The sequence below is a fragment of the Plectonema radiosum NIES-515 genome, from assembly GCF_025753815.1.
In the GTDB taxonomy this organism is placed as follows: domain Bacteria; phylum Cyanobacteriota; class Cyanobacteriia; order Cyanobacteriales; family Nostocaceae; genus Hassallia; species Hassallia radiosum_A.
Genome location: NZ_JAOWRF010000086.1, coordinates 1 through 22,595 on the forward strand (window position 1 = coordinate 1; position 22,595 = coordinate 22,595).

The 22,595-nt window shown below is 41.3% G+C and carries 30 protein-coding genes, 1 tRNA gene and 1 riboswitch; of the genes, 12 read left to right on the forward strand and 19 right to left on the reverse strand.

Annotated features, from left to right (window positions below; all coding sequences use genetic code 11):
* Positions 1–135: 135 nt before the first annotated feature.
* Both OGM63_RS05615 and OGM63_RS05620 read right to left on the reverse strand, forming a co-directional pair.
* Entirely contained in the window at positions 136–456 is a 321-nt protein-coding gene (locus tag OGM63_RS05615) for a hypothetical protein (protein WP_445974549.1), read from the reverse strand.
* A gap of 17 nt (positions 457–473) precedes the next feature.
* Positions 474–668 (reverse strand): IS4/Tn5 family transposase DNA-binding protein, encoded by a 195-nt coding sequence (locus OGM63_RS05620; protein ID WP_263744517.1) that lies wholly within the window; start codon positions 666–668, stop codon positions 474–476.
* Between the two features lie 218 nt (positions 669–886).
* Between OGM63_RS05620 and OGM63_RS05625 the strand changes: the two genes are divergently transcribed.
* Both OGM63_RS05625 and OGM63_RS05630 read left to right on the forward strand, forming a co-directional pair.
* Entirely contained in the window at positions 887–3,241 is a 2,355-nt protein-coding gene (locus OGM63_RS05625) for a ComEC/Rec2 family competence protein (RefSeq protein ID WP_263744518.1), read from the forward strand.
* Positions 3,242–3,292: 51 nt separating this feature from the next.
* A tRNA-Ser gene (locus OGM63_RS05630) sits at positions 3,293–3,377 on the forward strand.
* Positions 3,378–4,171: 794 nt separating this feature from the next.
* On the opposite strand, the gene OGM63_RS05635 is transcribed toward OGM63_RS05630, so the two are convergent.
* Positions 4,172–4,375: a hypothetical protein gene (locus tag OGM63_RS05635; protein WP_263744519.1), complete on the reverse strand. Its 204-nt coding sequence runs from the start codon at positions 4,373–4,375 to the stop codon at positions 4,172–4,174.
* Positions 4,376–4,502: 127 nt separating this feature from the next.
* Positions 4,503–4,643, reverse strand: a riboswitch (cyclic di-AMP (ydaO/yuaA leader).
* Positions 4,644–4,910: 267 nt separating this feature from the next.
* Positions 4,911–5,102, reverse strand: coding sequence for a hypothetical protein (locus OGM63_RS05640; RefSeq protein WP_263744520.1), 192 nt, complete (start codon positions 5,100–5,102; stop codon positions 4,911–4,913).
* A gap of 58 nt (positions 5,103–5,160) precedes the next feature.
* Between OGM63_RS05640 and OGM63_RS05645 the strand changes: the two genes are divergently transcribed.
* Positions 5,161–6,096 carry an RNA-guided endonuclease InsQ/TnpB family protein gene (locus tag OGM63_RS05645; RefSeq protein WP_263744523.1) on the forward strand — a complete coding sequence of 312 codons (936 nt, stop codon included), beginning with the start codon at positions 5,161–5,163 and terminating at the stop codon, positions 6,094–6,096.
* Here the strand turns inward: OGM63_RS05645 and OGM63_RS05650 are convergent.
* From OGM63_RS05650 to OGM63_RS05695, 10 genes are all read right to left on the reverse strand, one after another.
* A complete protein-coding gene (locus tag OGM63_RS05650; RefSeq protein ID WP_263744524.1) occupies positions 6,049–6,228 on the reverse strand; it encodes a hypothetical protein in 180 nt (59 codons plus the stop codon). The two genes, OGM63_RS05645 and OGM63_RS05650, sit on opposite strands and share 48 nt — an antisense overlap.
* Positions 6,229–6,534 carry a hypothetical protein gene (locus OGM63_RS05655; protein WP_263744525.1) on the reverse strand — a complete coding sequence of 102 codons (306 nt, stop codon included), beginning with the start codon at positions 6,532–6,534 and terminating at the stop codon, positions 6,229–6,231.
* Between the two features lie 2 nt (positions 6,535–6,536).
* Entirely contained in the window at positions 6,537–7,094 is a 558-nt protein-coding gene (locus OGM63_RS05660; RefSeq protein WP_263744526.1) for a hypothetical protein, read from the reverse strand.
* On the reverse strand, positions 7,094–7,405 hold the full coding sequence (locus OGM63_RS05665) for a hypothetical protein (RefSeq protein ID WP_263744527.1): 312 nt from the start codon (positions 7,403–7,405) through the stop codon (positions 7,094–7,096). The genes OGM63_RS05660 and OGM63_RS05665 overlap by 1 nt, the downstream gene beginning before the upstream one ends.
* 23 nt (positions 7,406–7,428) lie before the next feature.
* Positions 7,429–7,758 (reverse strand): hypothetical protein, encoded by a 330-nt coding sequence (locus tag OGM63_RS05670; protein WP_263744528.1) that lies wholly within the window; start codon positions 7,756–7,758, stop codon positions 7,429–7,431.
* Positions 7,751–8,092 carry a hypothetical protein gene (locus OGM63_RS05675; RefSeq protein ID WP_263744529.1) on the reverse strand — a complete coding sequence of 114 codons (342 nt, stop codon included), beginning with the start codon at positions 8,090–8,092 and terminating at the stop codon, positions 7,751–7,753. The genes OGM63_RS05670 and OGM63_RS05675 overlap by 8 nt, the downstream gene beginning before the upstream one ends.
* A gap of 70 nt (positions 8,093–8,162) precedes the next feature.
* A complete protein-coding gene (locus OGM63_RS05680) occupies positions 8,163–8,537 on the reverse strand; it encodes a hypothetical protein (protein WP_263744530.1) in 375 nt (124 codons plus the stop codon).
* On the reverse strand, positions 8,537–8,872 hold the full coding sequence (locus OGM63_RS05685) for a hypothetical protein (protein WP_263744531.1): 336 nt from the start codon (positions 8,870–8,872) through the stop codon (positions 8,537–8,539). The genes OGM63_RS05680 and OGM63_RS05685 overlap by 1 nt, the downstream gene beginning before the upstream one ends.
* A 110-nt stretch (positions 8,873–8,982) precedes the next feature.
* Entirely contained in the window at positions 8,983–11,040 is a 2,058-nt protein-coding gene (locus OGM63_RS05690; RefSeq protein ID WP_263744532.1) for a hypothetical protein, read from the reverse strand.
* A complete protein-coding gene (locus OGM63_RS05695; RefSeq protein WP_263744534.1) occupies positions 11,040–11,348 on the reverse strand; it encodes a hypothetical protein in 309 nt (102 codons plus the stop codon). The genes OGM63_RS05690 and OGM63_RS05695 overlap by 1 nt, the downstream gene beginning before the upstream one ends.
* Before the next feature lie 210 nt (positions 11,349–11,558).
* Between OGM63_RS05695 and OGM63_RS05700 the strand changes: the two genes are divergently transcribed.
* The 3 genes from OGM63_RS05700 to OGM63_RS05710 are packed head-to-tail and all read left to right on the forward strand — an operon-like array spanning position 11,559 to position 12,759.
* Positions 11,559–12,137 (forward strand): tyrosine-type recombinase/integrase, encoded by a 579-nt coding sequence (locus OGM63_RS05700; protein ID WP_263744535.1) that lies wholly within the window; start codon positions 11,559–11,561, stop codon positions 12,135–12,137.
* The gene (locus tag OGM63_RS05705) at positions 12,134–12,604 is read left to right on the forward strand and encodes a hypothetical protein (RefSeq protein WP_263744536.1); all 471 of its coding nucleotides are present in this window, start codon (positions 12,134–12,136) and stop codon (positions 12,602–12,604) included. The genes OGM63_RS05700 and OGM63_RS05705 overlap by 4 nt, the downstream gene beginning before the upstream one ends.
* On the forward strand, positions 12,601–12,759 hold the full coding sequence (locus tag OGM63_RS05710) for a hypothetical protein (RefSeq protein WP_263744537.1): 159 nt from the start codon (positions 12,601–12,603) through the stop codon (positions 12,757–12,759). Before OGM63_RS05705 ends, OGM63_RS05710 begins: the two co-directional genes overlap by 4 nt.
* Here the strand turns inward: OGM63_RS05710 and OGM63_RS05715 are convergent.
* Both OGM63_RS05715 and OGM63_RS05720 read right to left on the reverse strand, forming a co-directional pair.
* Positions 12,756–13,208: a hypothetical protein gene (locus OGM63_RS05715; RefSeq protein ID WP_263744538.1), complete on the reverse strand. Its 453-nt coding sequence runs from the start codon at positions 13,206–13,208 to the stop codon at positions 12,756–12,758. The two genes, OGM63_RS05710 and OGM63_RS05715, sit on opposite strands and share 4 nt — an antisense overlap.
* A 209-nt stretch (positions 13,209–13,417) precedes the next feature.
* Positions 13,418–13,765, reverse strand: coding sequence for a hypothetical protein (locus OGM63_RS05720; RefSeq protein ID WP_263744539.1), 348 nt, complete (start codon positions 13,763–13,765; stop codon positions 13,418–13,420).
* Between the two features lie 464 nt (positions 13,766–14,229).
* Here OGM63_RS05720 and OGM63_RS05725 point away from each other — a divergent pair, with 464 nt between their 5' ends.
* The 5 genes from OGM63_RS05725 to OGM63_RS05745 all read left to right on the forward strand — a co-directional run bounded on the left by OGM63_RS05725 (position 14,230) and on the right by OGM63_RS05745 (position 17,699).
* Positions 14,230–14,574, forward strand: a complete 345-nt coding sequence (locus OGM63_RS05725; protein WP_263744540.1) for a hypothetical protein — start codon at positions 14,230–14,232, stop codon at positions 14,572–14,574.
* A gap of 467 nt (positions 14,575–15,041) precedes the next feature.
* Complete coding sequence (locus OGM63_RS05730) at positions 15,042–15,302, forward strand: hypothetical protein (protein ID WP_263744541.1); 261 nt, start codon at positions 15,042–15,044, stop codon at positions 15,300–15,302.
* Positions 15,299–15,700 carry a hypothetical protein gene (locus tag OGM63_RS05735; protein WP_263744542.1) on the forward strand — a complete coding sequence of 134 codons (402 nt, stop codon included), beginning with the start codon at positions 15,299–15,301 and terminating at the stop codon, positions 15,698–15,700. The genes OGM63_RS05730 and OGM63_RS05735 overlap by 4 nt, the downstream gene beginning before the upstream one ends.
* A gap of 331 nt (positions 15,701–16,031) precedes the next feature.
* Positions 16,032–17,405 (forward strand): IS110 family transposase, encoded by a 1,374-nt coding sequence (locus tag OGM63_RS05740; protein WP_263744543.1) that lies wholly within the window; start codon positions 16,032–16,034, stop codon positions 17,403–17,405.
* Positions 17,406–17,420: 15 nt separating this feature from the next.
* Entirely contained in the window at positions 17,421–17,699 is a 279-nt protein-coding gene (locus OGM63_RS05745; RefSeq protein WP_318528408.1) for a zinc ribbon domain-containing protein, read from the forward strand.
* Between the two features lie 65 nt (positions 17,700–17,764).
* Here OGM63_RS05745 and OGM63_RS05750 read toward each other — a convergent pair whose 3' ends face one another.
* Entirely contained in the window at positions 17,765–19,348 is a 1,584-nt protein-coding gene (locus OGM63_RS05750) for an NAD(P)H-quinone oxidoreductase subunit 4 (protein WP_263744544.1), read from the reverse strand.
* A 498-nt stretch (positions 19,349–19,846) separates the two neighbouring features.
* Entirely contained in the window at positions 19,847–20,770 is a 924-nt protein-coding gene (thrB, locus tag OGM63_RS05755) for a homoserine kinase (protein WP_263744545.1), read from the reverse strand.
* 389 nt (positions 20,771–21,159) lie between these two features.
* Here thrB and OGM63_RS05760 point away from each other — a divergent pair, with 389 nt between their 5' ends.
* Positions 21,160–21,294: a plasmid mobilization protein gene (locus OGM63_RS05760; protein WP_375340459.1), complete on the forward strand. Its 135-nt coding sequence runs from the start codon at positions 21,160–21,162 to the stop codon at positions 21,292–21,294.
* A gap of 107 nt (positions 21,295–21,401) precedes the next feature.
* On the opposite strand, the gene OGM63_RS05765 is transcribed toward OGM63_RS05760, so the two are convergent.
* A complete protein-coding gene (locus OGM63_RS05765) occupies positions 21,402–22,544 on the reverse strand; it encodes a Gfo/Idh/MocA family protein (RefSeq protein ID WP_263744547.1) in 1,143 nt (380 codons plus the stop codon).
* Between the last annotated feature and the right edge of the window lie 51 nt (positions 22,545–22,595).

A 22,595-nucleotide genomic window follows, 5' to 3' on the forward strand; every position in this document is an offset into this window, starting at 1 on the left:
TACTCTCGCCAGATTAAATTTGAAACCCTATTTTCAGGTTAGTCCAAGGTAGGCGGACGAGCGTTTGTGTAGCCGCGACTTCCAGTCGTCAGGGCTTCATAATTATTATTCTCTCTCCAGAGTCATAAAAGAGGGTTAAGCAGGAAATAGCTCTTCAAAGGGGCGTTTTCTGGCTGAAGAACGGGCTGCTGCTTGCCGTTTTTTCTTCTGTGTTGGGGTTTCATCTTTTGATAGCTTCTGTTTTGGTTCTCGATTCCAAAGTTTTTGCCACAATAGACCCAAGGGTTGATCTTTCTCCGGTTCTATTGCTAAAGCGCTGTGCAATATTAAGCCATTACCCCCCTTACCAATTGGACCGTAACCTTCTCTTTTAGCCACAATGCTGTCATAATCAAGGAAAGTGGTGTCTCCGATACACAGCACCACCTCACGCTCCGCAACAGTCTCCGCTGTCATCTGGCAGTGAAGCTCGATCAGTCTGGCAAATTCTGCCTTGGAATTAGCAAAAACTCATATGCTCTCTTGAGTACAGTTGCTTTATTGAAGATTTCTGACAGCGCCTTGCCAAATCCTTGACTTAGAGCATAGCCTATTGACATTACACGCTCATTTAATCGGCGATCGCCTAATTCACAGGTTGCAAAATTTTTCTCCCACCAGTCCAACATCACCTGTCACCTTGAACACCCAATTTCAACTACTGTACCGTATTTGCTGTACTTTATTCAGAATCCTTTGTGAGCAGGCTTTTGAGACTTAACGGGAAAAGTCAGATTTAGTTTAAGGATGAAAAAAACCTTAAAAATTAGAGAAACTAAACGCTCACCTAGGTGGGCTTAAATGTAACAGTAAGTTCTAGTTGGTAATTACTTTTGCAAGAAGTCTCATGATTCAAGCTAGTGGTGTAGTTATTTGTCTTGGCTACATTGTAGGGTTGCTGTTTACAGCAGTTCCTTTCGGTGGAGTTTGGGTGCTGGTTTTAGGGATAGTAGGAGCGGTTTTTTTGAGAAGACACCGCATTACTTCGGCTAAACTGCCTCAGAAAACAGAAAAGCATTCAGCGAAAACTAACGCTCTATTCGCAAGGCAAACTAATCCCAAACCAATTATATGGATAGTTGCTGGCTTGGTTGGGTTGTTTGCAAGCTTGTATTTTCAATTGCGTGTACCCCAACCTGGAAAAAATGATATCAGTCTGTTTGTTCCACCAGGAAATAACAACAATCAAGAGCAACTTGTGATTGTTCGTGGGGAGGTAGCAAGTATACCGCGCTTAACTCGCAGTCAACGGGGACAATTTTGGCTGCAAGTAAAGCGTTTAGATGAGGTAAAAAAGGAAAGTAACTCAGCAGGTATGAGTAAAGGAGCAACAGGTAAGTTGTATGTGACTGTGCCTTTACTTCAGTCTACTGGGTTAAGTCCTGGTGAACAAGTTGCAATCACTGGGGTTTTATATAAACCAAAAGCAGCGTCAAATCCTGGTAGTTTCGACTTTCAAAAGTTTTTGAGGCAGGAAGGGGCTTTTGCTGGTTTGATTGGAAAGCAGATCAATATTTTAGAAGAAGAACATAAATGGGGATGGTGGAAAATCGGGGAGCGAATTGTACGATCGCAAGTTCGTTGGTTAGGTATCCCCGAAGGTCCCCTTGTCAGTGCTATGGTTTTGGGTAGCAAAGCTGTTGATTTGCCTTACGAGATTCGCGATTTGTTTGTGCAAGCAGGGTTAGCTCATGCTTTGGCTGCTTCAGGATTTCAAACTTCTCTAATATTAGGTGTGGTGCTGGGGTTGACAAGGCGTACCAGACGTGTAACGCAATTTGTTCTTGGCTCGTTTGCCTTAATTATTTTCTTGAGTTTAACTGGTTTTCAGGCTGCGGTACTTAGAGCGGTAATTATGGGATTTGCCGCGTTAATTGGTTTGGCATTAAAGCGAAAGGTGATGCAGTTAGGATCGCTACTGCTAGCGGCAACGCTGTTGTTGGTGTTTAATCCTTTGTGGATTTGGGATTTAGGATTTCAGTTGAGTTTTTTAGCAACGCTGGGATTGATTGTGACAGTACCACCGTTAACTCAGCGTTTGAATTGGTTGCCGAGCGCGATCGCATCTTTGATTGCTGTTCCTCTAGCGGCGACGATTTGGACTTTACCAGTCCAGCTTCACACATTTGGGGTTGTGCCAACTTACAGCATACTCTTAAATATCATTAGCACACCATTGATTTCTATTATTAGTATTGGCGGGATTATCAGTGCTATACCTGCGTTAATTTTGCCAGACGCTGGCGGCGTTTTCGCTGCGGTATTACATTACCCTACTGATTGGCTGATTAAGTTAGTGGAGTTTTTCAGCAAGCTACCTGGAAATTCTGTTGCTGTTGGCACGATATCTATTTGGCAGATGCTGGCAATCTATGGACTGATTATATTGGTTTGGTTGATGCCTTGGTGGCAGCAGCGTTGGTGGTTTGCAAGTGTGATTGCGGTTGCTTTGGTATTGATACCAGTTTGGCATTCTGCAAGTAGTTTATTTAAGATTACGGTGCTTGCAGCTGATACAGAACCAGTTTTAGTCATTCAAAACCAAGGAAGGGTAACGCTGATTAATAGTGGAGATGAAGGTACGGGACGCTACACAATTATACCATTTTTGCAACAGCAGGGTGTAAATCAAATTGATTGGGCGATCGCTCTTCATTTCCAAGGCAATGATAGCAATGGTTGGTTAGAGGTGCTGCAACGTTTGCCCATTAAAGTTTTCTATGATTATTCTGCTACCCCAGACAATATATTGACAAGTCAGGCTATCCAAAAGGAACTGCTAAAAAGTAAGGGAGTTTATCAACCTTTGTCCCTTGGTCAAACTGTGAATACCGGTTCGACAGTGGTGCAGTTAATCAATGACCAATTACCGATCTTGCAAATGCAAATTCAAAATCAAAGTTGGCTGTTGGTGGGTAATCTTAAGCGTGATGAGCTGCGTCAAATTCTCAAAAATAAAGCTTTGGTTCATCCGCAAGTGCTGTGGTGTGCTACTGAGTCATTGAAAGATTTGGTTTTGGCGCTGGAACCACAGATAGCGATCGCATCTAATGCCGACCTTGATCCAAAAATTTTCTCTCAGTTAAGTCAAAGCCAAACCAAGCTGTTTTTTACTGGGCGAGATGGGGCGATTCAATGGACTCCGAAGGGTGAGTTTGAGGCATTTATTCAAGCCACGGAAAATAGAGCTTCGGTATTGTAGAAATTTATAAGTTCGTGATATTGTAATTATTATAGGCTTAATATGTCTTATGGAGAGGTGTCCGAGTGGTTGATGGTGACGCACTCGAAATGCGTTTTAGGGAAACCTAACGGGGGTTCGAATCCCCCCTTCTCCGTTTTTATGTAATTCAAAACTATCCAGTATAGATAGCCAAACGCCTACCCTAAAAGCGCGAGCCTGCCCCTAATTTATAAATTAGGGGAAGAGTTCTGGATCAAACAATTAACTGCTTCTACCGATAAATTTAATACTGGAGTTTAGACTAGTCAGCAGTGCGAAACTCCAAACCTTTAATCAAATTCACAAATCATCCCACATTAAGATGGATATTTCAATGCTTTCAAGGGATTCATATTTTTACTTTGAATGGGGTTGATCAAATTGTCAATCTCACATAATAGCGTAACTTTATTTGGAATTTTCTCCCATCATCTTATCAAAAATACCATCTAATCTCTTCATCTAAAGAACAACAGAATAAAATAACAATTTATCAATATCCGAAGGAGAAAGTAATCGCTCCTTTAATTTTTATTGCTTAGATAAATTCCTTGATGAGGAAAATATTTTATATTTGATTATTTATCTTCAAAATCAGATTCGTTGAGTATTCTTTTCTTAATTATTCTGGTTTTTTGAGTTTTTATTAACTGTAATTTATTTGTACTTAAGATTTAAGTGCGGAATGTGGGGTGTAAAGAAACCACGATTTTTAATAGACATAAAAGTGAAAATTAAATATCCCTCAACCAAAACCCTTGTAGAGACGCGATAGTCCGAAGTCTGTACATTATTTTCCACGACGTTTGTCTAGTGGGCATTTATATCTCCTTCGTGATACACGCTAGCTAATGGCGATCGTCTTTTCCCTAAGCAAAGCACTACAAAACATTATCCGTGTTTTCCCAGCTACAAATACGCTTTCTTGATAGATTTAGACTTTGATTTTATTAATCGTTCAATGCAAGCTCTACCGAAGTTCAGTGCTTCAGCTTCTGTGAGAAAATAGCTTTGGGATTCCTGATACTGATTTTCTTCTGGCTCAGTATAATCAACAGTAACGCTGTTCAACTCTTTGTTCGATTCCAAAATCGACTGTTTGTAATTAATCATCCTAGCCTCCGTATATTTGTGGCGGTTGGCGAGGTGGGTGAAAAAACAGAATACACCACTGCCAACAATAACAGTGATGCCAGTTAGAAGAGCAAAAAGACAAATGCTTACAGCAAGCTTATGTCAAAGGTACTCCTCCCAATGCCGACGGAGTTAGCTGACGGGCTAAGACTGGAAGGTGTCTTTCTCTAAAAAGAGATTCGCCCCAATTACTGGTTCCTCCGCTTCTAATCTAGCCAACGTAGATTGAATTAGGCGATTTTACCCACTTACATTACTAATAAAATATACTGAGATGTCTTAATAGTCAAGGGGCTGATAGCTCGGAAATTACTTAGGGGTTGAAGCGGTTATCATTGGATCATTCAAGGCAGTTTGAGAATCTTAATTCAAAAATATATGCTAAAGCTATGGGGATGATTACGAAATCACCCCCACATTCCCCTATAATTAGAACTTACTTGCAGCACCCTTATAAGGAATATGCTGAAAACCCTGTGGCTTTAGCCCAGGGATGAAAGCTGAGAGAAGGCGTTTACGCCTCAGTGACGCAATGTTTTCTAATCAACTCTTCTAAATATTCACTAGCGCTAACATTGTTTGTTACGGCTAATTCCTGGACGGAATGCCAAGCTGTATCTGTAAGCATGACACCTCTTTTCTTTTTTGGTTCATCGTATAAAACCGGAGTATCTTTAATTCTTTTTCTGCCTTTACCTGTTGACATATTTAGAACATTCACCTATACTAGATATAGTATAAACAAAACAAGGGGGTGAGTCAATTTGCTAGTTCTAGAGTACAAAGTCAAAGCTAAAAAGCTTCAATATTTAGCGATTGAGGAAGCTATCAAAACTACCCAATTCATCAGAAATAAATGTTTGAGATATTGGATGGACGCGCCAAGAGAGGCAAAAATCGATAGGTTTGCTTTGAACAAGTACTCAACGGAATTACGCAACGAATTTAAATTTGTGGCTAACCTAAATTCAATGGCTGTACAATCATCAGCCGAAAGAGCATGGTTAGCAATATCAAGGTTTTACGATAACTGCAAAAAGAAGGTATCCGGCAAGAAAGGATATCCTAGATTCCAGCATGATAACCGCTCGGTTGAGTACAAAACATCGGGCTGGGTGCTAAACGCAACAAAACGCCGCATCACCATTACTGATAAAAAAGGTATTGGCGAGTTAAAATTGTTAGGTAAGTGGGACATTCAAACATACGCAGTTAAGTCGATTAAACGTGTTAGATTGGTACGCCGTGCCGATGGCTATTACTGTCAGTTTTGTATTGACGTTGAAGTTTCCGATATCCAACCAGAAACAGGTAATGAAATAGGATTAGATGTTGGGATAGAGAGTTTTTACACTGATTCCAACGGACATCAAGAAGCCAACCCAAAGTTTTTGAGGAAAACTGAAAAAGCTATTAAAAATGCTCAGAGACGTATTTATAAAAAAGTAAGAAAATCATCTGGACGCAAAAAAGCTAGAGGGATTTTTGCCAGAAAGCACCTGAGAATAAGTAGGCAACGTACTGAACACGCTAAGAAAATAGCGTGTCGCGTTGTGAAATCTAACGATTTAATCGCCTACGAAAATCTTCAGGTGTGTAATTTACTCAAAAACCATTGTTTGGCTAAGTCAATTGCTGACGTTAGCTGGGGTCTATTTAGAATCCCCAGAGCGTTTCGCCTCAGGCAACATTTGACCTAAGTATCCCCCGACGCCAACCTTAGCCAAATCTCCAAAAGTATCACGGAAGTTGTGGTCTGCGATCGCCAAGACTAAAGCCCCAATCACCAAAATAATTACAACCACAGAACGAACGCTTAATTTTTGTAGCATTCAATTCTCATCATTATTTTTATACTTTTGCTCAAGTTTTAGCTGTTTAATCTCTTCAAGTAAGCGGTTAAATTTGTGTTCGATTTTGCTATCAAGATTGTGCAACAAGTAGTCAACTTGTTCCTTGCGTTCAGCATAAATTGCGACATGTAAGGCAAGATTATGTTCTAGTGAATTTATGCGATTGTTGAAAGAATCTTTGGTATTTTCAATTGCATCGTAAATTGCAGCTTCTACTTGAAAAACCCTATAAATGACTACAACTAGCGCTGCTAATCCTAAAATAATATCAAGATTATTTTTCATAATTAAGAAGCTTTTAACCAAATAGTTGGTGCATCAGCCTCAGTGAGATTTGCTTGTGAAGCAACAGAGGGGAAAGTGCCATAGGTTAAATTAGCTTTAAAACCGCTAAAACTATATACTGACGGGTTTATCTGTCCTAAAAGATTGCTCAAATTAATAATTGAAGAGGCTAAAACTACACTATTTGGGCTAGTTTGAAGGGCTACAGCATACCATCCCGGACGAAGATAAACCGAACAAGATATTTGTTTAAAACCGACGCTAGTAAAAATAATTTTCCCCAAGTCGGTTACTAACTTTGATGGTAACCCCGACTCGACAGTGTAAATTGCTAGTCGCACTTCTTGTGCACTAGATAACGATTTACTGTTTTGAAAGACTAGAGCATCAAAGCTTTGTGCAAACGAAACAAAAAAATACGCATAAAAGACATAACCAGTGCCAAAATAAGTTAATGACGAAGAAGGGGTAAACGAAGTAGAAGCATAATATCTGCCCACAACAAAACCAGGATGAGATGAAGAGATTAGACTCGTCGTATTATCATTAAATAAAGGCATTATGCAAACTCTCTAACTAACGCACTACCATTAACAGCATCCCAAATACCGCTAATAGCACCAGTATAAGTAAAAGGAACTTCATAATATCCACTAGCGCCAACCCTAGCAGTAAAAGCGGAAGTGCTAGCAGTGGCACCCAATTCAACATACAAATTAGCAGTTGAATTATTCCAAATAGTCGTTCCCTTCCGCGCTAAATTTGCAGCAAGAATAGAAACCGAACTAGTGCTAGCAGTGACACTTGTAGCCGCTACGGTGCCGCTTGTAGATGGCGTAACCGTAACTTGAGCGGGATTAAATAAAGGCATAATTCACACTTAGATAAAAGAAATTATTCAAAGCCTTCTACAAAAGAAAGATGTGTAATAGCTGCGCTGATTGCAGAAACCTTTCCCGTGTAGAGATTTAACAAAGTAATTTCATAACTACCACCGTAGCCTTTGATAACAATCCCTTCATCAATAATAGCTTTTGACTTATCTTCTAAAACTAACGTGATATCAACTTGACTGTTGTTAATAAAAGCAGCATATTTGCGCTTGGAATTGCTATTAAGAATCCCTACAGGTGTGTTGGGAGTCAGATTAACTTTGCTATTTATAGACTTGCTAAAACTGCTAACTGAGGAGCTAGAAATCAATCCAGCGACATTATTAATCATTAGCCGGATCAATCAGATTATTAAAAAACTGACTAGTATCTACTGCCACGCGAAGACTATACTCAATTTCTGGCGCGTCAGCAGTGCCGATTAAGTCTTTTGAAACATATGTTATCGGAGACTTAGAAGGATTTTCACTTGCTCGTTCGGCGTTGACAGTAGTTGTTAAGTCAGATAATGCTTGCATTAACTTAACAGTTAACCCAACACATGAAGAATCAAAATTAATAGGGTCGTTGGTTAACTCGCTAAAGTTTAGAAGCACTTGAGAACCAACCAAACTAAGTGCATTAGGAGGTAAAATCAGACTTAAGGCTTGAAAGCTTAAACTCATAAATTTTCCGAACAAAAATTTTAGTAAAAGTGAGCCATTTTTTTAATTTGTATGACTCAAACAAAACTAATTAAGAGAAACTTGCTTTTCTTCTTCCAGCGATAGACTCGATTTTTCCCTTAACAGTAGTTCCCAATTGATAGTTCTTGTCTTCTAACTTTCCACCGGCATTTTCGCCAAAAATCTCAACTAATTTTGTTTGTGCAACAAGTAAATGAGCTGATTTCTTTTTACCACCAGAATCTTTGTATCGAATTCCAATACGCCACAAAACGCCTGTTCTCAATAATTCCTTAACAGAAATTATTTCTTCTGTTCCTGTTGGATCTGCGACTTTTTCGATCCCAACAACAGTTTTAATTGTCTGGTAAGCGTCTGAAGTTTTGAAATAATAGGTGTTTTTTCCGGTTCCTAAAGCAACCTTATGTAAAACAGGTAATGGCATTATCCTAGCCTCATGCGTCGTGGAATGTTAGTAGTTCTGACATCTACACCACCAACTTTTTTACTTAATAAACCACCCATTGCACTCGCGAATTTTTCAGCAACGCAAAGAATGCTTTTAATTTTTTTATTCTCAAGTCTGCATCGAATGCGGACGATATCGCCTTGTGCGATGTAAGTTGAGATATTAAGCTTGCCAGCGTAGGTAGTATTATCAGGAGATGGGGCTTTCTCTATGCCTACTACAGTTTTAATTTCAGTATAAATGTCCGGTAATAGTGCCATGTATTTTTTACCTTCGATGGTAACGACATGGGCAACTTTTTTATCTGCCATAGCAATTTATTGAAAGTTACTTAATTAACTTTATGCTTGTTTTTGAAGGCTTTACCACCGGGGGGGTTAAGGCTCCGCAAAATAATTGTTTGCTGAAGGTGTTACAAGTATTACTTCCGGAAATTTTTAACCCACTTTGGTTTCATGTCTTTACTACCCTCAGGGTAGTAGTCAGCGCGAATAACTTGCACTGTAATCTCTTTTAGTTTTTGTCCTTTTCTTTGACCTAGCTTTTGAAAGGAACCCTCAAGCATTTTTGGATTAATTAACTTTGATATTTCTTTTAAAAAGGATTCAGCGCCGTCTTTATCGAATGCGTTAATAATAACTTTACTGTTATCTTTGAGAGTTAAAATTCCTTCCCAACTACCTTTTCTATAAGGTTGGAAAGGTGATTCTTCCGGTGGTTTGTCGCTTTTTGGATGTGGAATTGTCATAGGGTAATAATCATTTCCAAGCGTCCCATCGTCTTTCTTCTCAGCAAATACATAAATTAATTGTGGTCGCTGTGCTTCGGGTCTTAGCTGCCACCATTCGGGCACAGTTGCAGTACAATTATTTTCACATTGTAGCGCTTCTAATTTAGCGATTCTTGCAAAGTTTAATATTTCCTGTGCTTCAAGTCCTTTAATGGTTTTTATTGTTTGTTCTTTAAACATAGGTTTTCCAGTCTTGCTATTACATTCTTTAAAAACTGCTACTTTAATATGAACAAATTCAAATTTATTTTTAAGTTCATCCAAATCATTTGAAATTTTCAAATTACAAGGATCTGAAGCACAAATATTTGGTGGTTTTGCTTCTGGCGGTATCCCTGGATCTGGTAGTTTCATATCAATAGGGGGAAAAAATGGTAAAGGCTTTTTTGTAGGAGTTGGGGACGGGGATGGGGACGGACTTGGTGAGGGGGCTGGTGCGGGTTCTGGGTCTTTATTAGGAATTATAATTGGAACAAAACCTACTAAAAAAGGAGTAGGTTCTGATGCCAATACTGCTTCAGAAGAAACTACTTTGATGTTAATTCCATCAACAAATTCAAATAATTTAGAAGTTACTTCATAGTTAGTCCATTTTACATATCCGTTATTTGAATCCGCTAATCTTTGAACACTTAAAATTTTTCCGTGTACGGTTCTAACGCTTGAAACAATGTGAATAGGAAGAAATTGATCGTTGATAAAATAAGCGTTTTTTGCGGAATAATCGTTCTTAAAAGGGGGGAAAGTTAGTGGAGGATCAAGTGATGGAGGATCGGGAAAGAAATAGGGAAAAACAACATCTGCAATAGCGCCCCCAATAGCACCCCCAATAACACCTCCGACAAAAGTTCCAAGTGGCCCCCCTAGACTGCCAATAGCGCCACCAACTACACCACCAACTACACCTCCAGCAGCCCCAAAAGCTGCTTGTCCGGGTGGTTGACCGCTGGCAACTCGTATCCCAAAATCGACCAATCCACCAACTGCGGCACCTCCTAAACCAGCTTTGGGAAACTTAGCGGGTTTTGGTAGGGGAGGATCGGCAGGAGGCGGAAAATATCCTTTTGGAGAGGGAGGAGGCGGTAAGTCTTTCGGTAAGGGGTTGGGAACTGGGTATTTATGTGGCTTTGGATTAGGTCTAAATTCCGGGGTGTTGTTGGGGACAGTTCCCGGATTAGGTATTGTTTTATATCCTGGTTTAGCTCCTGGTGTGCCACTAGGGGGAGCTAAATTTAAATCTGGGTTTGGCGGAGGAGTTTTAGGAGTTGGTTGACTTTTTTTTAATAGTTGTTCTTTTAATTTGATAATTTCTTCTAAATCTGACGGCGGGGTGATGTTCTTCATCGGTTTCGCCGTTAAATCGAAATTATCAGGAGGCACGACAGTTGCCTCACGCGGTAGAGCGTCACTAACGACTTTTTTGTAAAGGTCGTCAATTGCTTTTTGTTGTTTGAGGGCTTCGTTTAACTGTTGATTTTTGAGAATGTAATCTCGGACAGTGCTGTCAAAATTAATTGATTCTGGTGTTGCGCCGGGTGGAACTGCACTTTTAGAAGGTGTAGTCATCTGCCCTCCAGAATCAAAGTTAAAATTTTGAAACTGAGTTTTTGACTTTAACTCCGGTTCTTGAAATCCAAAATCAAATCCTGGTGGATTAGCTTGAAAAGGGTTTGGTTGTGGCTCAAACATTAAGCCGCAGTCTTAAATGCTGTAGGTATCGAAGCATCAGATAAAGGCAGAGCATAAGTCCATACGTTATTGGCTCCTGCAAGATGATCGGCACTGACTGGTACGCTTAAACGAATTAAAGCTCGATGTTTGTTATCGACTTCTACATAAAATATTCCACTTTGAGCAACTCTTTGACTATATCCAGGTGCCTCAAGTGCTGTGCCAGTCAAGTTGATTGCAGATAAAGACATTCCTACCCAGACCGCTAACTTTTCTAAAGAATCAATATTGGAAGGAATATCTGTAGCTGGATTTAAAGCGGTCATAGTTTTGGGAAATAAAAATATAAATCTGTTTTAATCCCCTATTAACTTTATGTAAATCTTGTTCTTCTCTGTAAAATACCAATATTTACTGATGGCTCAAAAGCTAGTCCAGATATAGGATAGACTCGGTTTTAATCCTCATCAACTTTCCAAAAAATTGATGTTTTACCTATTACGCAGGTAAAACATCAATGTTCTTTAAGCCAACCTATGTCCAAAAATAATCGCAGTGGACAGGCTGCTGTTTTAACAGACAGCGACCATCATCGCATCCGAAAAAATTTTAACTCACTCCATCACCGATTGATGTGGGATATCGCCCAATTTACGGGTGAAAGATGGGGCGCAATTATAAAGCTGAAAATCAGCGATGTCTACAATAATCGCGGGGAAGTCAGAGAAGAGATTACTTTTCGTGCCGTGACTCGCAAAGCTTCACCGGATGGGATAAGGCAGACGCGCCAAGTTCCGCTACATCCAACGCTTTATGAGATTCTTGCAAGCTATAAACCACCCCAAGGAATATGGCTGTTCCCAGGCATGGACGGGAAACACATCTCAATGCAAGCGGCTGATGCGGCTCTTAGAAGAGCTGTAGCCAGAGCCAAACTTGAAGGCAAAGGCATTAGTTCTCACAGCACTAGGAGAACTTTTATTACAGAACTTCACAAAAAGGGAGTGGACATTTACATGATCCAACAAATTACCGGACACAAGGATTTAAAGGCTTTGGGCGGTTACATCGAAAAAGATAAGAAACGAGTACGTGAGGCGATCGCACTTTTATGAAACCACTGTTACTATACCACCAACACTTGCAAGAAAGTTCCCAATTAATTGAAGGGCGTCTGCTGCTGATTGATTGCGAAACTAGGACGATTAAAAATACTTATATTGCCACATCTGGACTACCGGGCAACCAAAGTTACGATTGCTTGGCACAACGGGGCACCGGTCCAATTCCACCGATTAGTTTAACCGGGCTTGATTCTTACACTGTTACTACAGCCCCTCTGGATATGCCGAATGTTAGGGGAGTTGAGGGGGATTTTTACAAAATTGATCCGCATGAAGTAACAATTAACGGCGCCGAGCGGGGGGATTTTGGGGTACATCGAGATGCTAACGTGCCCGGTAGTAGCGGGTGTGTCGTGTTGCGAACCACTGTAGGCTGGCAAGCTTTCAGAAAAGATATGCACATCTTGGCTAGTTCTGAAATTAAGCAAGTACCGCTCTTGGTGAGTTACAGCCGATGAATAATTTATTTTTACAAATTGAAGATTTTTACGAAAAGTTGCAAAACGGTGAATTTGATGAACCGCTAGCCCTAGCGGGAGTACTTCAAAAATTATCTGACGCAGCTTGGCTGGAACTTGAGGAAGTTTACCAACCAAGCTTGAGGATTGACTAAAAAAACTTTTGTACAATTGTACTAAAGTCTGTTTTTGGCTTTATCAGCTGCTTAACTTCCTGGGGAGATTGATTCCGTGCGATCGCACATCTTATCGCTTGATAGTTTCCCAAAGCTTCGAGCGATCGCACGGAGCCTATATGGCACCGACGAATTTTGCGTCCCTCCATCCAGCAGTAACGCCAATAGTAATATTTTTTCTGGTTGCGTTCCACCCAATATTCCTCAGTCCAATGAATGTGTTCGGGAGCAACTTTATCAGTATCGTTTGCTACTTGCTCCCGAACACAGTTATCAGGCTTTTGGGCATTACTTGTGTCTGCTGTTACTTGCTCTTTGACGCACTCATCCCAGTAGGGGTCGTGTTCGGGAGCAGAAATTAAACAGGGGGGACAGGGGAGACAAGGGGACAGGGGGAGAAGGTCGAGTAGGGATAGTTGGGTATACATTTTGACTATCCCCTATGTAGTAGTTCATGCTGGCAAGAATGTTGAATCCCCGCTGGTTCTAACTTACGTAAGGTTGTATTGTTCATGGTAGATGTTTATTTTGGTTAAAGTCGCCGGCATTAGGCGACTTTTTGTTACTGATGTGAATGCATTTGCTGGATATTAAGCGATCGCACAAAATAAAACCGCCTTACCCAAGCAAGACGGTTTTATTCACTCTTATCGCTGTATGTAGGAATTTCTAAGATTTGTTCTAACTGCGTCAGCGCGTCTTCTAATACTTCGACTTGCTGCTGATGGTAAGCCAACTGTCTTCTAGCTTCATTGATTAGCTGGCGGTGGATTTTCCCAGTGATTCCGATAGTTGATTGTTCTCTAGTGGCAACTGTATCTCGTTGGTCGCTATCTTCTCTACCAACTGTGATCTGGTAAGTCCCATGCTTCTGGCTAGTGTTCGGAAAAGCTCCCACGCTTCGGGGTCTACCTTCAGCGTTCCAGATATACGATTTACTTTCTCCATTGTTCGCATTTATATCAACCCCTAAATTATTACACATCTAGACGTGCAGCATTGACATAAACGTATAAACGTGCAATTATTATATCTAGTGGACTGACAGATGTCCAATGTTGTTCAAAACACCAAAACCGAGGGGAGATAGCAGCCCCCTTATCCCAAAGACCTGCTGTGGTGTGAGACGACGAAACCAAGCCGCGAAACGTATTCAAACTTTCGTAGTGTCAACCGTGCTGTAGCTACAGTCTCTAAAAAACCTTCTTTTGGGCATTCTGCCTCTTTGCCAAAGCTCATAAGTGGCGGGTGTAAGTGCGAGCGCATCGTAGACTGCACGGGCAAGGCGGGAATAAGACCTGGGTGAAAATCCCTTTTTGAGGTAGTCGTTGGGGTAGTGTCTCGACGGACAGTTGACGCACGCAATTGTGTAGAATTTTACACATGGGAAAGAAGTATTGAGAAGCGATCGCGCAACGCACGCAGCCGGCTGCACCTTCTTTAAATTTCATGGAATCAGGAAAATATATAACCAAAAGTAAACGCATACGCCAACTTGAAAAACAGGTCTTAGAACTCCAAAAACACATCGAGGCTTTAACCATTTATCTGGATCAAAGTCACGAGATGCTGTTGCGTTCTAGTCCACGTTTAGCGAGGTCTTTAGAGCGCGATTGGCAAGAATTTAGAGTGCAACGAGGGTTAGATATGAGTGAAGAAATCAACCCGCCGCCAAAATCAAAGCAACCAAAACCTATGTATAAAAGTTTGCCTTTATTAGCCCGTCCTGACGCCCTTTTAACACGAGATCCAAACGGGCGTCTCGTCGCTTCACCTCGCCCAGACAAAGTTTAGTAGTGAGTTGAGGATTTGCCTATGAATTAAGGTTCGCTCTTCTTTTTCTGAATGCATACACCATTTTTGCTTGGGGGATTAGAACTAATCCCCCTTATTTAGGGAACTGCCAATTATGGACGAAACAACCACAAAAAAACCCAAAACGTCAACGCCTTGGGCTGTCCTTGATTTGAAAGACGAGGAAATTAAGATCGTAAGTCGGTTCAAGACTATGTACGATGCTACTTGTTACGCAAGTATACTGCGACAAAACAACCCCGTCGGAAGATTTGAAGTGAGATTTTTATCTACCGAGACTTTTTATGCCGATTAAAACCATTACCTACAATACGAGTCAAAAATAGCGCTTTCTTAACCAAAGCTGCACCCGCTGACACGGAAGAGCTTATTGAACCGTTATTTTAGGGAACACACAGCTGTGAGGAGTGCGATCGCACGAACCATAAACCCAATTAAAGATTGGCATGACCAATATTAACATCAATTCGACTATTGTGTACATCTGTAAACTGCCTACCCAAGGCTGGATTAATTTAGCCTTAATCCGCCAAATTCAATATGAAGATTTAAACTATGCCCCTGTAGCCCTTGTAACTTGGAGCAATGGCGAGAAGCAAACTTTTCATCGTGATAACGCGCAAGCTTTAATTGATAGTTGGAATGAAGTTACACGAACTTTAGAGCAGCCGTGTAATCATCGACAATTAAATCGGAGGTGTCAATGAAACTACAAGGTGAGAACATTTTAATGGACAAAAAGGAATTTTTAACTAATTGCTTATTTACTGGCATTGCCTGTCAGTTACTGGCACAAATGACCAACAGAGAGTTAAGCGATTGGATGGAATACTTGTCTAACAAGGCGGATGAACAATTTAACCAAATGTCTCCAAAACAGCGCAAAGGCATGATTAAGAGCTACGTACAAGCTAGCCAAGGAAAGTTTGATGAAAATGGTTTGCCAATCGAAACTTGCAGCGCTTGCGGTTCGGAGCGTGTTTACTTTGATACTGTGTTCGGATTTTTTGAATGTGAAAGTTGCAATAGAGTTTGGGCGTCCGATGAAGACGATCCAGACTACAGAGAACTGATTGAAGATCAGCAGAGTTTGGGCGTCCAATGAAGACGATCCAGACTACAGAGAACTGATTGACGATCAACCCGCCTGACGAGGCTACTTAAACCCAGTAGCCGAAACGGTGGAGACATCCACCGTCGCGGATTGGGTCCAAACCAATCATGCCCCAAAAGTGCGGAAATTGGGGCGTTGATTTAGAAAAGCGCCATTTATGGCGTTTACGTTTTCAAGCGCCGCTATCCCGCCTCACTTGGGTTCCCCAGTTCGTTTAGGAGTGAATCGCGCCCCTCGTGTGTGGGGCGTTAGGGTGATTCTGGCGATTTAAAACTGGGTTTAACCGTAACCAAAATAAACATCTACACCTAACATCTGAACCATGACAATTGAATTCAAAAGCCTGGGTATTGATGTTTCTAAATCATCCGTCACAGTGCATTTACTATTATCTTATCCCAAAGGAGGGTTAAAGAATTATTGGGAGAAAACCAGAAATAAAGCATCAACTTTCTATCCCAGTTTCTACAGCAATCCCGATGCTAAAAAAAAACAGAAAAGCGCTTTTGACTTTGCTGATTATGTCAAGGAAATAAATCCACAGCTAGCAATTCTAGAGCCAACAGGTAATCACTACTCGCGTCTTTGGGCGTCGATACTAGAAAGCCTGGGGGTAAAAATTCTGTGGGTTGGTCACATTGAGTTACGGCGTTATCGCGGCGGTAAAAACCTACCAAATAAGTCAGACTCTGCTGATGCTTTGGCGATGGCTGCATATCCTTTAGATGATGAACACCACACGGAATCGGGGGAATTAAATTTAAGATACTTCCTCATGCACCGTCCCGACCCCATCGACAGTTTACGGGAACTATGCCAGCAACTTGAACACCTTAACCGGGTGCAATCGCCTATTATCAATTATGCACGGCAAATGCTAGCTTGGCAGTTCCCAGAAGTAGCTCATATGAAGTCTACAAGTGCCGAGAATCTACCTCCATTATGGGGATGGCTGGCTTTGCGTGAATCTGAAGTGTCCCCTACTAGCTGGAAACGTTTACAAAATCAATATAGCAAGTCAATCGCCAAAGCTTACAATCTCAGTATCGATCCGCTGTTGCAGCTTCATGCTGATTGGTTGTGTGATATCAAAAAAACTGAGCACCACATCGAGGACGAAATCATAACACTGTTAGCTGACGACTGTTTTAAGGTTTACAACTCGATTTTTGACGTTTTTGGTTTTGGACTAAGAGTGCGATCGCGCTTGCTGAGTCGGATTTATCCCTTTGAGGCTTTTTTAAGTGCTGAGGGGAAACCGCTGATTGAGCATGAAGTCAAAGAAGTCAAAAAAGTTGAAAAGGAACGACGGGATGGGGTAAATGTAATTAAAGCTTTTCCCGGAGATATTAAACGAGTCAAGCGCAACCGCAGCCGTGATGCTTTTAAAATGAGAATCGGTATGGGGACGGTGCTGGAGCAATCGGGTGATGAGTTGGTAGAAAAAGCATCGGGTTCAGCGCTGTGTCGAATGGCGTTGTGGCAGTATGTTTTGTGCCAAGTGGAAACTGGGAAATTAAAACCAAACTCAGTTACAAAGCGACTTCTAGACTATAAAGACTCTTTGAAAAATCTGACAACCCCTCAAGGCAAGCAGCTACTCAACGGTAAACACTTGCAGGGTAAACTTATGGCGAAAATCGCAAATATGCTTTTTGACGAATTGGTGAAGGCTTTAGCCAAACCAAACAACTAACTAGAGTGAAAATGGATTGAGTATTTTGCTGGTAAATTTGGTAAATTAGCAATCAGCGTGCAACCTCATTACACCTCACAAAAATGTTCAGGTTGTGGTGTAATTGTGAAAAAATCTCTATCAACTCGCACCCATATTTGCAGCTGTGGATGCAATTTGCATAGAGATGAAAATGCAGCAATTAACATTTTGAATCTTGCAAAAGCTAGGGGTGGGCAATCCCAAAGTAACGCTGTAGGAGTCGGGGTCACTACTCTAGTTGGTGCAAGCCTGCTAGAGCAAATTCTGACGTAGATTACAGAATCTCCGTGGCTTTAGCCCGGAGAGTGTCAATCAGCAATATCAACTAAACTTTCAACCTAAGAATCAGCCAATGTCGGAGAAGTAAAAATACGAGAGTAGAGACTTGATGGCTGTTGCTCGGCGAATACTGGTAAAACCTGACGCGCATGAGTTGCAACTTCCACTGCCTTAACATCATAAGTCTGCATTGCTAACTTAGGATAGAAGCCGATACCGATGATGGGAAGCAGCAGACAAGCAGTAATAAACAACTCGCGAGGATTAATATCAGGTAGTGTAGCTTCTATTTGTAACTCTTGATTTTGCTTACCGTAGAAGACTTGACGTAGCATCGACAGCAAGTAAATCGGAGTCAAAATGACGCCCACCGCTGAGAATAGGACGACTACGACTTTGAAGCTAGAACTGTAAACGTCACTGGAAGCGATACCGAGAAATACCATCAATTCACCAACAAAGCCACTCATTCCTGGTAAAGCCAGAGAAGCCATTGCACCAGCTGTAAACACTGCAAAGGTTCTCGGCATTACTTTTGCCATGCCACCCATTTTGTCCATCATCAAGGTGTGGGTGCGTTCGTAAGTTACCCCTGAAAGGAAGAATAAACTAGCGGCAATCAAACCGTGAGAAAGCATCTGTAACACTGCACCACTCATACCAATTTCAGTGTAGGAAGCCATGCCAATCAGCACAAACCCCATGTGGGCAATGGAAGAGTAAGCTAAACGACGCTTGAGATTAGTTTGAGCAAAAGCGCAACAAGCACCGTAAACAATGTTGACTACACCCAAAATCGCTAGCACTGGAGCAAAATAAAAATGGGCATTAGGTAGCATTTCCATATTGATGCGGATGAGGGCATATCCTCCCATCTTCAACAATACACCTGCTAAAATCATTGAGCCGGGAGCTGATGCTTCTCCGTGGGCATCAGGTAGCCAAGTGTGTAAAGGGAAAATCGGCAGCTTTACACCAAAGGCAATTAAGAAACCTGCGTAAGCCAACATTTCTAAAGCTTTGGGATATTGCTTCATTCCCAAAGTTGCCATGTCAAAGGTGACGGTATCTCCAGAAAATGCGATTGCAAAACCCGCAATTAAAATAAATATTGATGCAGCAGCTGTGTAAAGAATGAATTTAGTAGCTGCATATTGGCGTTTCTGTCCTCCCCAAATGGAAATTAGCAGGTACACCGGTACTAATTCGATTTCCCACATTAAAAAGAATAACAGCAAATCTTGCGCGAGAAACACCCCAAGCTGGGCGCTGTACATTGCTAACATTAGCCCATAAAACAAACGCGGCTTGTTTGTAACTTTCCAAGCCGCGAATATTGCGAGGGTATTAATTAAGCCTGTCAGCAGTATCAAGGGCATTGACAAACCGTCAAGTGCTAGAGACCAATTCAAACCCAACTGCGGTATCCAAGGATAGCTTTCTACTAGTTGGAATGTTGAACTTTGAAAGTCGTAGTTTTGCCATAAGGCATAAGTTATTAAGGCAAAGTCGGCGATCGCTATTCCCAAACCATACCAGCGGACGGTTTTACCCTCTTTATCTGGGATAAACGGAATGGCTAGGGTAGCCACTAGGGGCAAGAGAACTATGGTTGTTAACCAAGGAAATTCAACGGCATTCATCACTGACAATCAATTTGTTTTTTCTCTTTTGATTACATTATATTAAGGAATTTATAGTTTTGTAAAGCTGATTTATCTCGAAACAATCGAATCTTTGGCAAAATTAAGAATAAATACTTATTTTGACCGATGAATCTATTCTTAAAATGAAGTTTTGCTAAGTCAATCAAAAACAGCAGCCATTGCTACCGTTATAAAAATTAATATAAATTACTTCTGAAGGAGGATGTTTATAAATAAATACTATTAATTTAAATCCCAAATACTTGGTAGAGAGGGGAAATTTGAGCCAACGCGTTGTGGTCAGTCTACGAGTACGGTTGCCTGTACCCTCTATTCGTAGTATCTCTGGTATCGCATTTCTACAGGTCTAAAATCAATACCAAAAATCCTTAACAGTATTAGACATCTTTAGAAAAGAGGTAGAGACGTGGCATTTGGTAATCTCTTGGGTTCAGGCAACGCATAATTAATTTATACGCCTATATCTGGGGAATTTTATGCTTGAATAGTGCTGCTTGCACCTTGAGTATCAAGACAAAGCGATCGCACAATAGCCGTAATTCCTTCAAGTTTCCAAGCAGCACCCATCGCTGTCGCTACAGCTTGTGAGTGCAACTCATCCGTCAACGCTAACAAAGTAGGTCCTGCACCACTAATTACCATCCCATAAGCGCCTTTTGACAGTGCAGCTGAATTTACCGCATCGTACCCCGGAATTAGCGCTTTTCGATAAGGCTGATGTAACTTATCTTGTAAGGCTGCCTTTAACCAATTACTGTTGGCAGTTTCCAAACCGCGCAATAATAAGCCGAAGTGTGCAGTATTGAAAATTGCATCTGCACGACTTACTTGAGTTGGGAGAACTTGCCGCGCTTGTTTAGTTGAAAGCTCAAAATCAGGAATCGCTACCACTGGCAAAAGATGATTATGCCAAGGAATTTCACAAATCTCCCAAACTGTGTCAGTAGTTGCAGCAAGACGACATCCACCCAGCAAAGCCGGAACGACATTATCCGGATGTCCTTCCATAGCGATCGCTAACTCCATTACCTGCGACTGACTTAAAGGTTCACCTGCCAACAAATTAGCACCAACCAATCCCCCAACAATCGCTGTTGCCGAACTACCTAAACCCCGCGCTAAAGGTACGTCCATGCCAATCTCTATTTTTACAGGTGGCGGTGTCTGCTGCAAGTGTTGGTAGAAAGTCACAAACGCCTGATAAACTAAATTACTCTCATCAGTTTGAACTTTTTCAGCCTCCGCACCTGTAACAGAGATCGTTACTTCACCTTTGTCAAGACGAGTGAATTTAAACTCGTTGTAAAGCGTCAAAGCTGCGCCAATACAATCAAAACCCGGTCCTAAATTGGCGGTTGTGGCGGGAACTGTAACAGTTACACAAGAAACAAGAGACATTTTTGACACTCCCCTGGCTGTTAAGATTTCGCTTCGCTCATCTTAACTAAAAACCAGGGGATTCTTGGTTCATCGAGACCACTTAGATTAGGTTCCTTGCGTCATCTAAAGATAGAGGTGGGACTCTCCCCAAGCGTTAACTTTCCGAGGCAAGAGCGGTAGTTGCAAGAAGTGCAAGTCCTGTTTTATTGAAACGATTTGTTTCAAAATTCTGATTTGTCTAGCTCCTACGAATCTTTTACCTACTGCTAGGAAGAAACTAGAACAATGCAGTAGAACCGCATAGATTCGATTGTCAAGGTTCAGATTACCGTTAGGTAGTTAGGTTTTTATACAGGTTGATTACCTTGCCTGCTATCCTTAATTGTAGCAATATGTCAAGGGACAAAATGCTTAGAGTTCGGATGTCTGATTACGAATTCGAGCAATTAAAACAAGAAGCGAATAAACAGGGTGTTTCGATGTCTGACTTAGTGAGAAAGTTGATATCGAAATTGCCAAAACCAAACATCAACGCAGGGTAAACCCTGCGTCGTGGCTTTCATCCCTTGGCTGAAGCCGAAGGGTTTTCAGCCTACTCTCTTATAAAATACTTAGCAATCATTAACCAGCATCTCACATATAGGTAATCTTAGATCGGGAACGGAGTATTACTTAAAAATGCTTCTAAATCAGGTACATCTACCCAGGTTTTTCTCAGATTCGATTGATGAGCTAAATCCATCAACAACTGAGAGTAAGCTCCTTCTCGCAACGATGGTGCGATCGCCTCACCTCGATCAATTCCCTGCACCCATTGCTCAATTACGCGAATAAACGCAGAAATTCGCCCATCTCCATAGTTTTTGGTAAAAGTCAAGTGATTGGGAATTTCTATTTCCGTCAGCGGTAAACCTACTTGGGAACCTTTAACTCGAAATCCGTGTATGTAATCTTTTTGATTTTCGCTTCCCAAAACTAATGTACCTTTATCGCCATACACTTCTACCCAATGGGGACGTGGTGCATGAACTACTGCACTGATGGAAAGTTGACAAGGTGTTCCATCCGCCAATTCCAGCATTAACATACAGGTGTCATCGCTGTCTACTAATTTTGATTCTCCGGTAGCGGGGTCAACTCGTGTGGCAATGGCAGTACTTAAATGAGCGTTTAATCTGCGTACCGCTCCAAATAGCCAGTAAATGTAATCAAAGGCATGGGAACCTAAAGATCCTAAAGCACCACCTCCTTGGTCTTGACGAGAGTACCAATTCCAAGGACGCGAAGCATCAGCCCTGGAAGCACCTAACCAATCAATTCTAATTAAACGTTTGACACCGACGTAATCTTGTGATATGAGCTCAGATAATAATTGCCACCCAGGTACGAAGCGAAATTCAAAATCTACTGTTGCAATTACGCCTTTTTGGTTCGCTAAGTGATAAAGTTCTTTTGCTTCGGCTGCATTTAAGGTGGTGGGTTTTTCTAATAATAAATGTTTCCCGGCTTGCAGTACTGTTTTTGCCATTTCATAATGCATAAATGGCGGTGTAGAGATGCTGACGGCTTGCACTTCATTTAAAGCAACAATGTCTGCAATTGTATCGCAAGCGTGGGGGATACGATGAGTTTGGGCGATCGCTTTGGCTTTTTCTAAGTCTTGGTTATATACTGCAACTACCTGGGTACGAGGATGTGCCTGAAATCCGGGAATGTGGACTTTTTGCCCAAATCCTGTCCCCACCACTGCAACACCAACCACACCCTGATTTATTTGCCATCCAGAAGCCATATATTTACCTAAAATATCAGATTATTTTTCGGCTTTCAGAAACCGAGTTTA

Excerpts from the sequence above, each read along its gene's own strand:
- OGM63_RS05615 (WP_445974549.1), bottom strand. The coding sequence starts at position 456 with ATGACAGCGGAGACTGTTGCGGAGCGTGAGGTGGTGCTGTGTATCGGA.
- OGM63_RS05620 (WP_263744517.1), bottom strand. The coding sequence starts at position 668 with ATGTTGGACTGGTGGGAGAAAAATTTTGCAACCTGTGAATTAGGCGAT.
- OGM63_RS05625 (WP_263744518.1), top strand. The coding sequence starts at position 887 with ATGATTCAAGCTAGTGGTGTAGTTATTTGTCTTGGCTACATTGTAGGG.
- OGM63_RS05635 (WP_263744519.1), bottom strand. The coding sequence starts at position 4,375 with ATGATTAATTACAAACAGTCGATTTTGGAATCGAACAAAGAGTTGAAC.
- OGM63_RS05640 (WP_263744520.1), bottom strand. The coding sequence starts at position 5,102 with ATGTCAACAGGTAAAGGCAGAAAAAGAATTAAAGATACTCCGGTTTTA.
- OGM63_RS05650 (WP_263744524.1), bottom strand. The coding sequence starts at position 6,228 with ATGCTACAAAAATTAAGCGTTCGTTCTGTGGTTGTAATTATTTTGGTG.
- OGM63_RS05655 (WP_263744525.1), bottom strand. The coding sequence starts at position 6,534 with ATGAAAAATAATCTTGATATTATTTTAGGATTAGCAGCGCTAGTTGTA.
- OGM63_RS05660 (WP_263744526.1), bottom strand. The coding sequence starts at position 7,094 with ATGCCTTTATTTAATGATAATACGACGAGTCTAATCTCTTCATCTCAT.
- OGM63_RS05665 (WP_263744527.1), bottom strand. The coding sequence starts at position 7,405 with ATGCCTTTATTTAATCCCGCTCAAGTTACGGTTACGCCATCTACAAGC.
- OGM63_RS05670 (WP_263744528.1), bottom strand. The coding sequence starts at position 7,758 with ATGATTAATAATGTCGCTGGATTGATTTCTAGCTCCTCAGTTAGCAGT.
- OGM63_RS05675 (WP_263744529.1), bottom strand. The coding sequence starts at position 8,092 with ATGAGTTTAAGCTTTCAAGCCTTAAGTCTGATTTTACCTCCTAATGCA.
- OGM63_RS05680 (WP_263744530.1), bottom strand. The coding sequence starts at position 8,537 with ATGCCATTACCTGTTTTACATAAGGTTGCTTTAGGAACCGGAAAAAAC.
- OGM63_RS05685 (WP_263744531.1), bottom strand. The coding sequence starts at position 8,872 with ATGGCAGATAAAAAAGTTGCCCATGTCGTTACCATCGAAGGTAAAAAA.
- OGM63_RS05690 (WP_263744532.1), bottom strand. The coding sequence starts at position 11,040 with ATGTTTGAGCCACAACCAAACCCTTTTCAAGCTAATCCACCAGGATTT.
- OGM63_RS05695 (WP_263744534.1), bottom strand. The coding sequence starts at position 11,348 with ATGACCGCTTTAAATCCAGCTACAGATATTCCTTCCAATATTGATTCT.
- OGM63_RS05700 (WP_263744535.1), top strand. The coding sequence starts at position 11,559 with ATGTCCAAAAATAATCGCAGTGGACAGGCTGCTGTTTTAACAGACAGC.
- OGM63_RS05705 (WP_263744536.1), top strand. The coding sequence starts at position 12,134 with ATGAAACCACTGTTACTATACCACCAACACTTGCAAGAAAGTTCCCAA.
- OGM63_RS05710 (WP_263744537.1), top strand. The coding sequence starts at position 12,601 with ATGAATAATTTATTTTTACAAATTGAAGATTTTTACGAAAAGTTGCAA.
- OGM63_RS05715 (WP_263744538.1), bottom strand. The coding sequence starts at position 13,208 with ATGTATACCCAACTATCCCTACTCGACCTTCTCCCCCTGTCCCCTTGT.
- OGM63_RS05720 (WP_263744539.1), bottom strand. The coding sequence starts at position 13,765 with ATGTGTAATAATTTAGGGGTTGATATAAATGCGAACAATGGAGAAAGT.
- OGM63_RS05725 (WP_263744540.1), top strand. The coding sequence starts at position 14,230 with ATGGAATCAGGAAAATATATAACCAAAAGTAAACGCATACGCCAACTT.
- OGM63_RS05730 (WP_263744541.1), top strand. The coding sequence starts at position 15,042 with ATGACCAATATTAACATCAATTCGACTATTGTGTACATCTGTAAACTG.
- OGM63_RS05735 (WP_263744542.1), top strand. The coding sequence starts at position 15,299 with ATGAAACTACAAGGTGAGAACATTTTAATGGACAAAAAGGAATTTTTA.
- OGM63_RS05740 (WP_263744543.1), top strand. The coding sequence starts at position 16,032 with ATGACAATTGAATTCAAAAGCCTGGGTATTGATGTTTCTAAATCATCC.
- OGM63_RS05750 (WP_263744544.1), bottom strand. The coding sequence starts at position 19,348 with ATGAATGCCGTTGAATTTCCTTGGTTAACAACCATAGTTCTCTTGCCC.
- thrB (WP_263744545.1), bottom strand. The coding sequence starts at position 20,770 with ATGTCTCTTGTTTCTTGTGTAACTGTTACAGTTCCCGCCACAACCGCC.
- OGM63_RS05760 (WP_375340459.1), top strand. The coding sequence starts at position 21,160 with ATGCTTAGAGTTCGGATGTCTGATTACGAATTCGAGCAATTAAAACAA.
- OGM63_RS05765 (WP_263744547.1), bottom strand. The coding sequence starts at position 22,544 with ATGGCTTCTGGATGGCAAATAAATCAGGGTGTGGTTGGTGTTGCAGTG.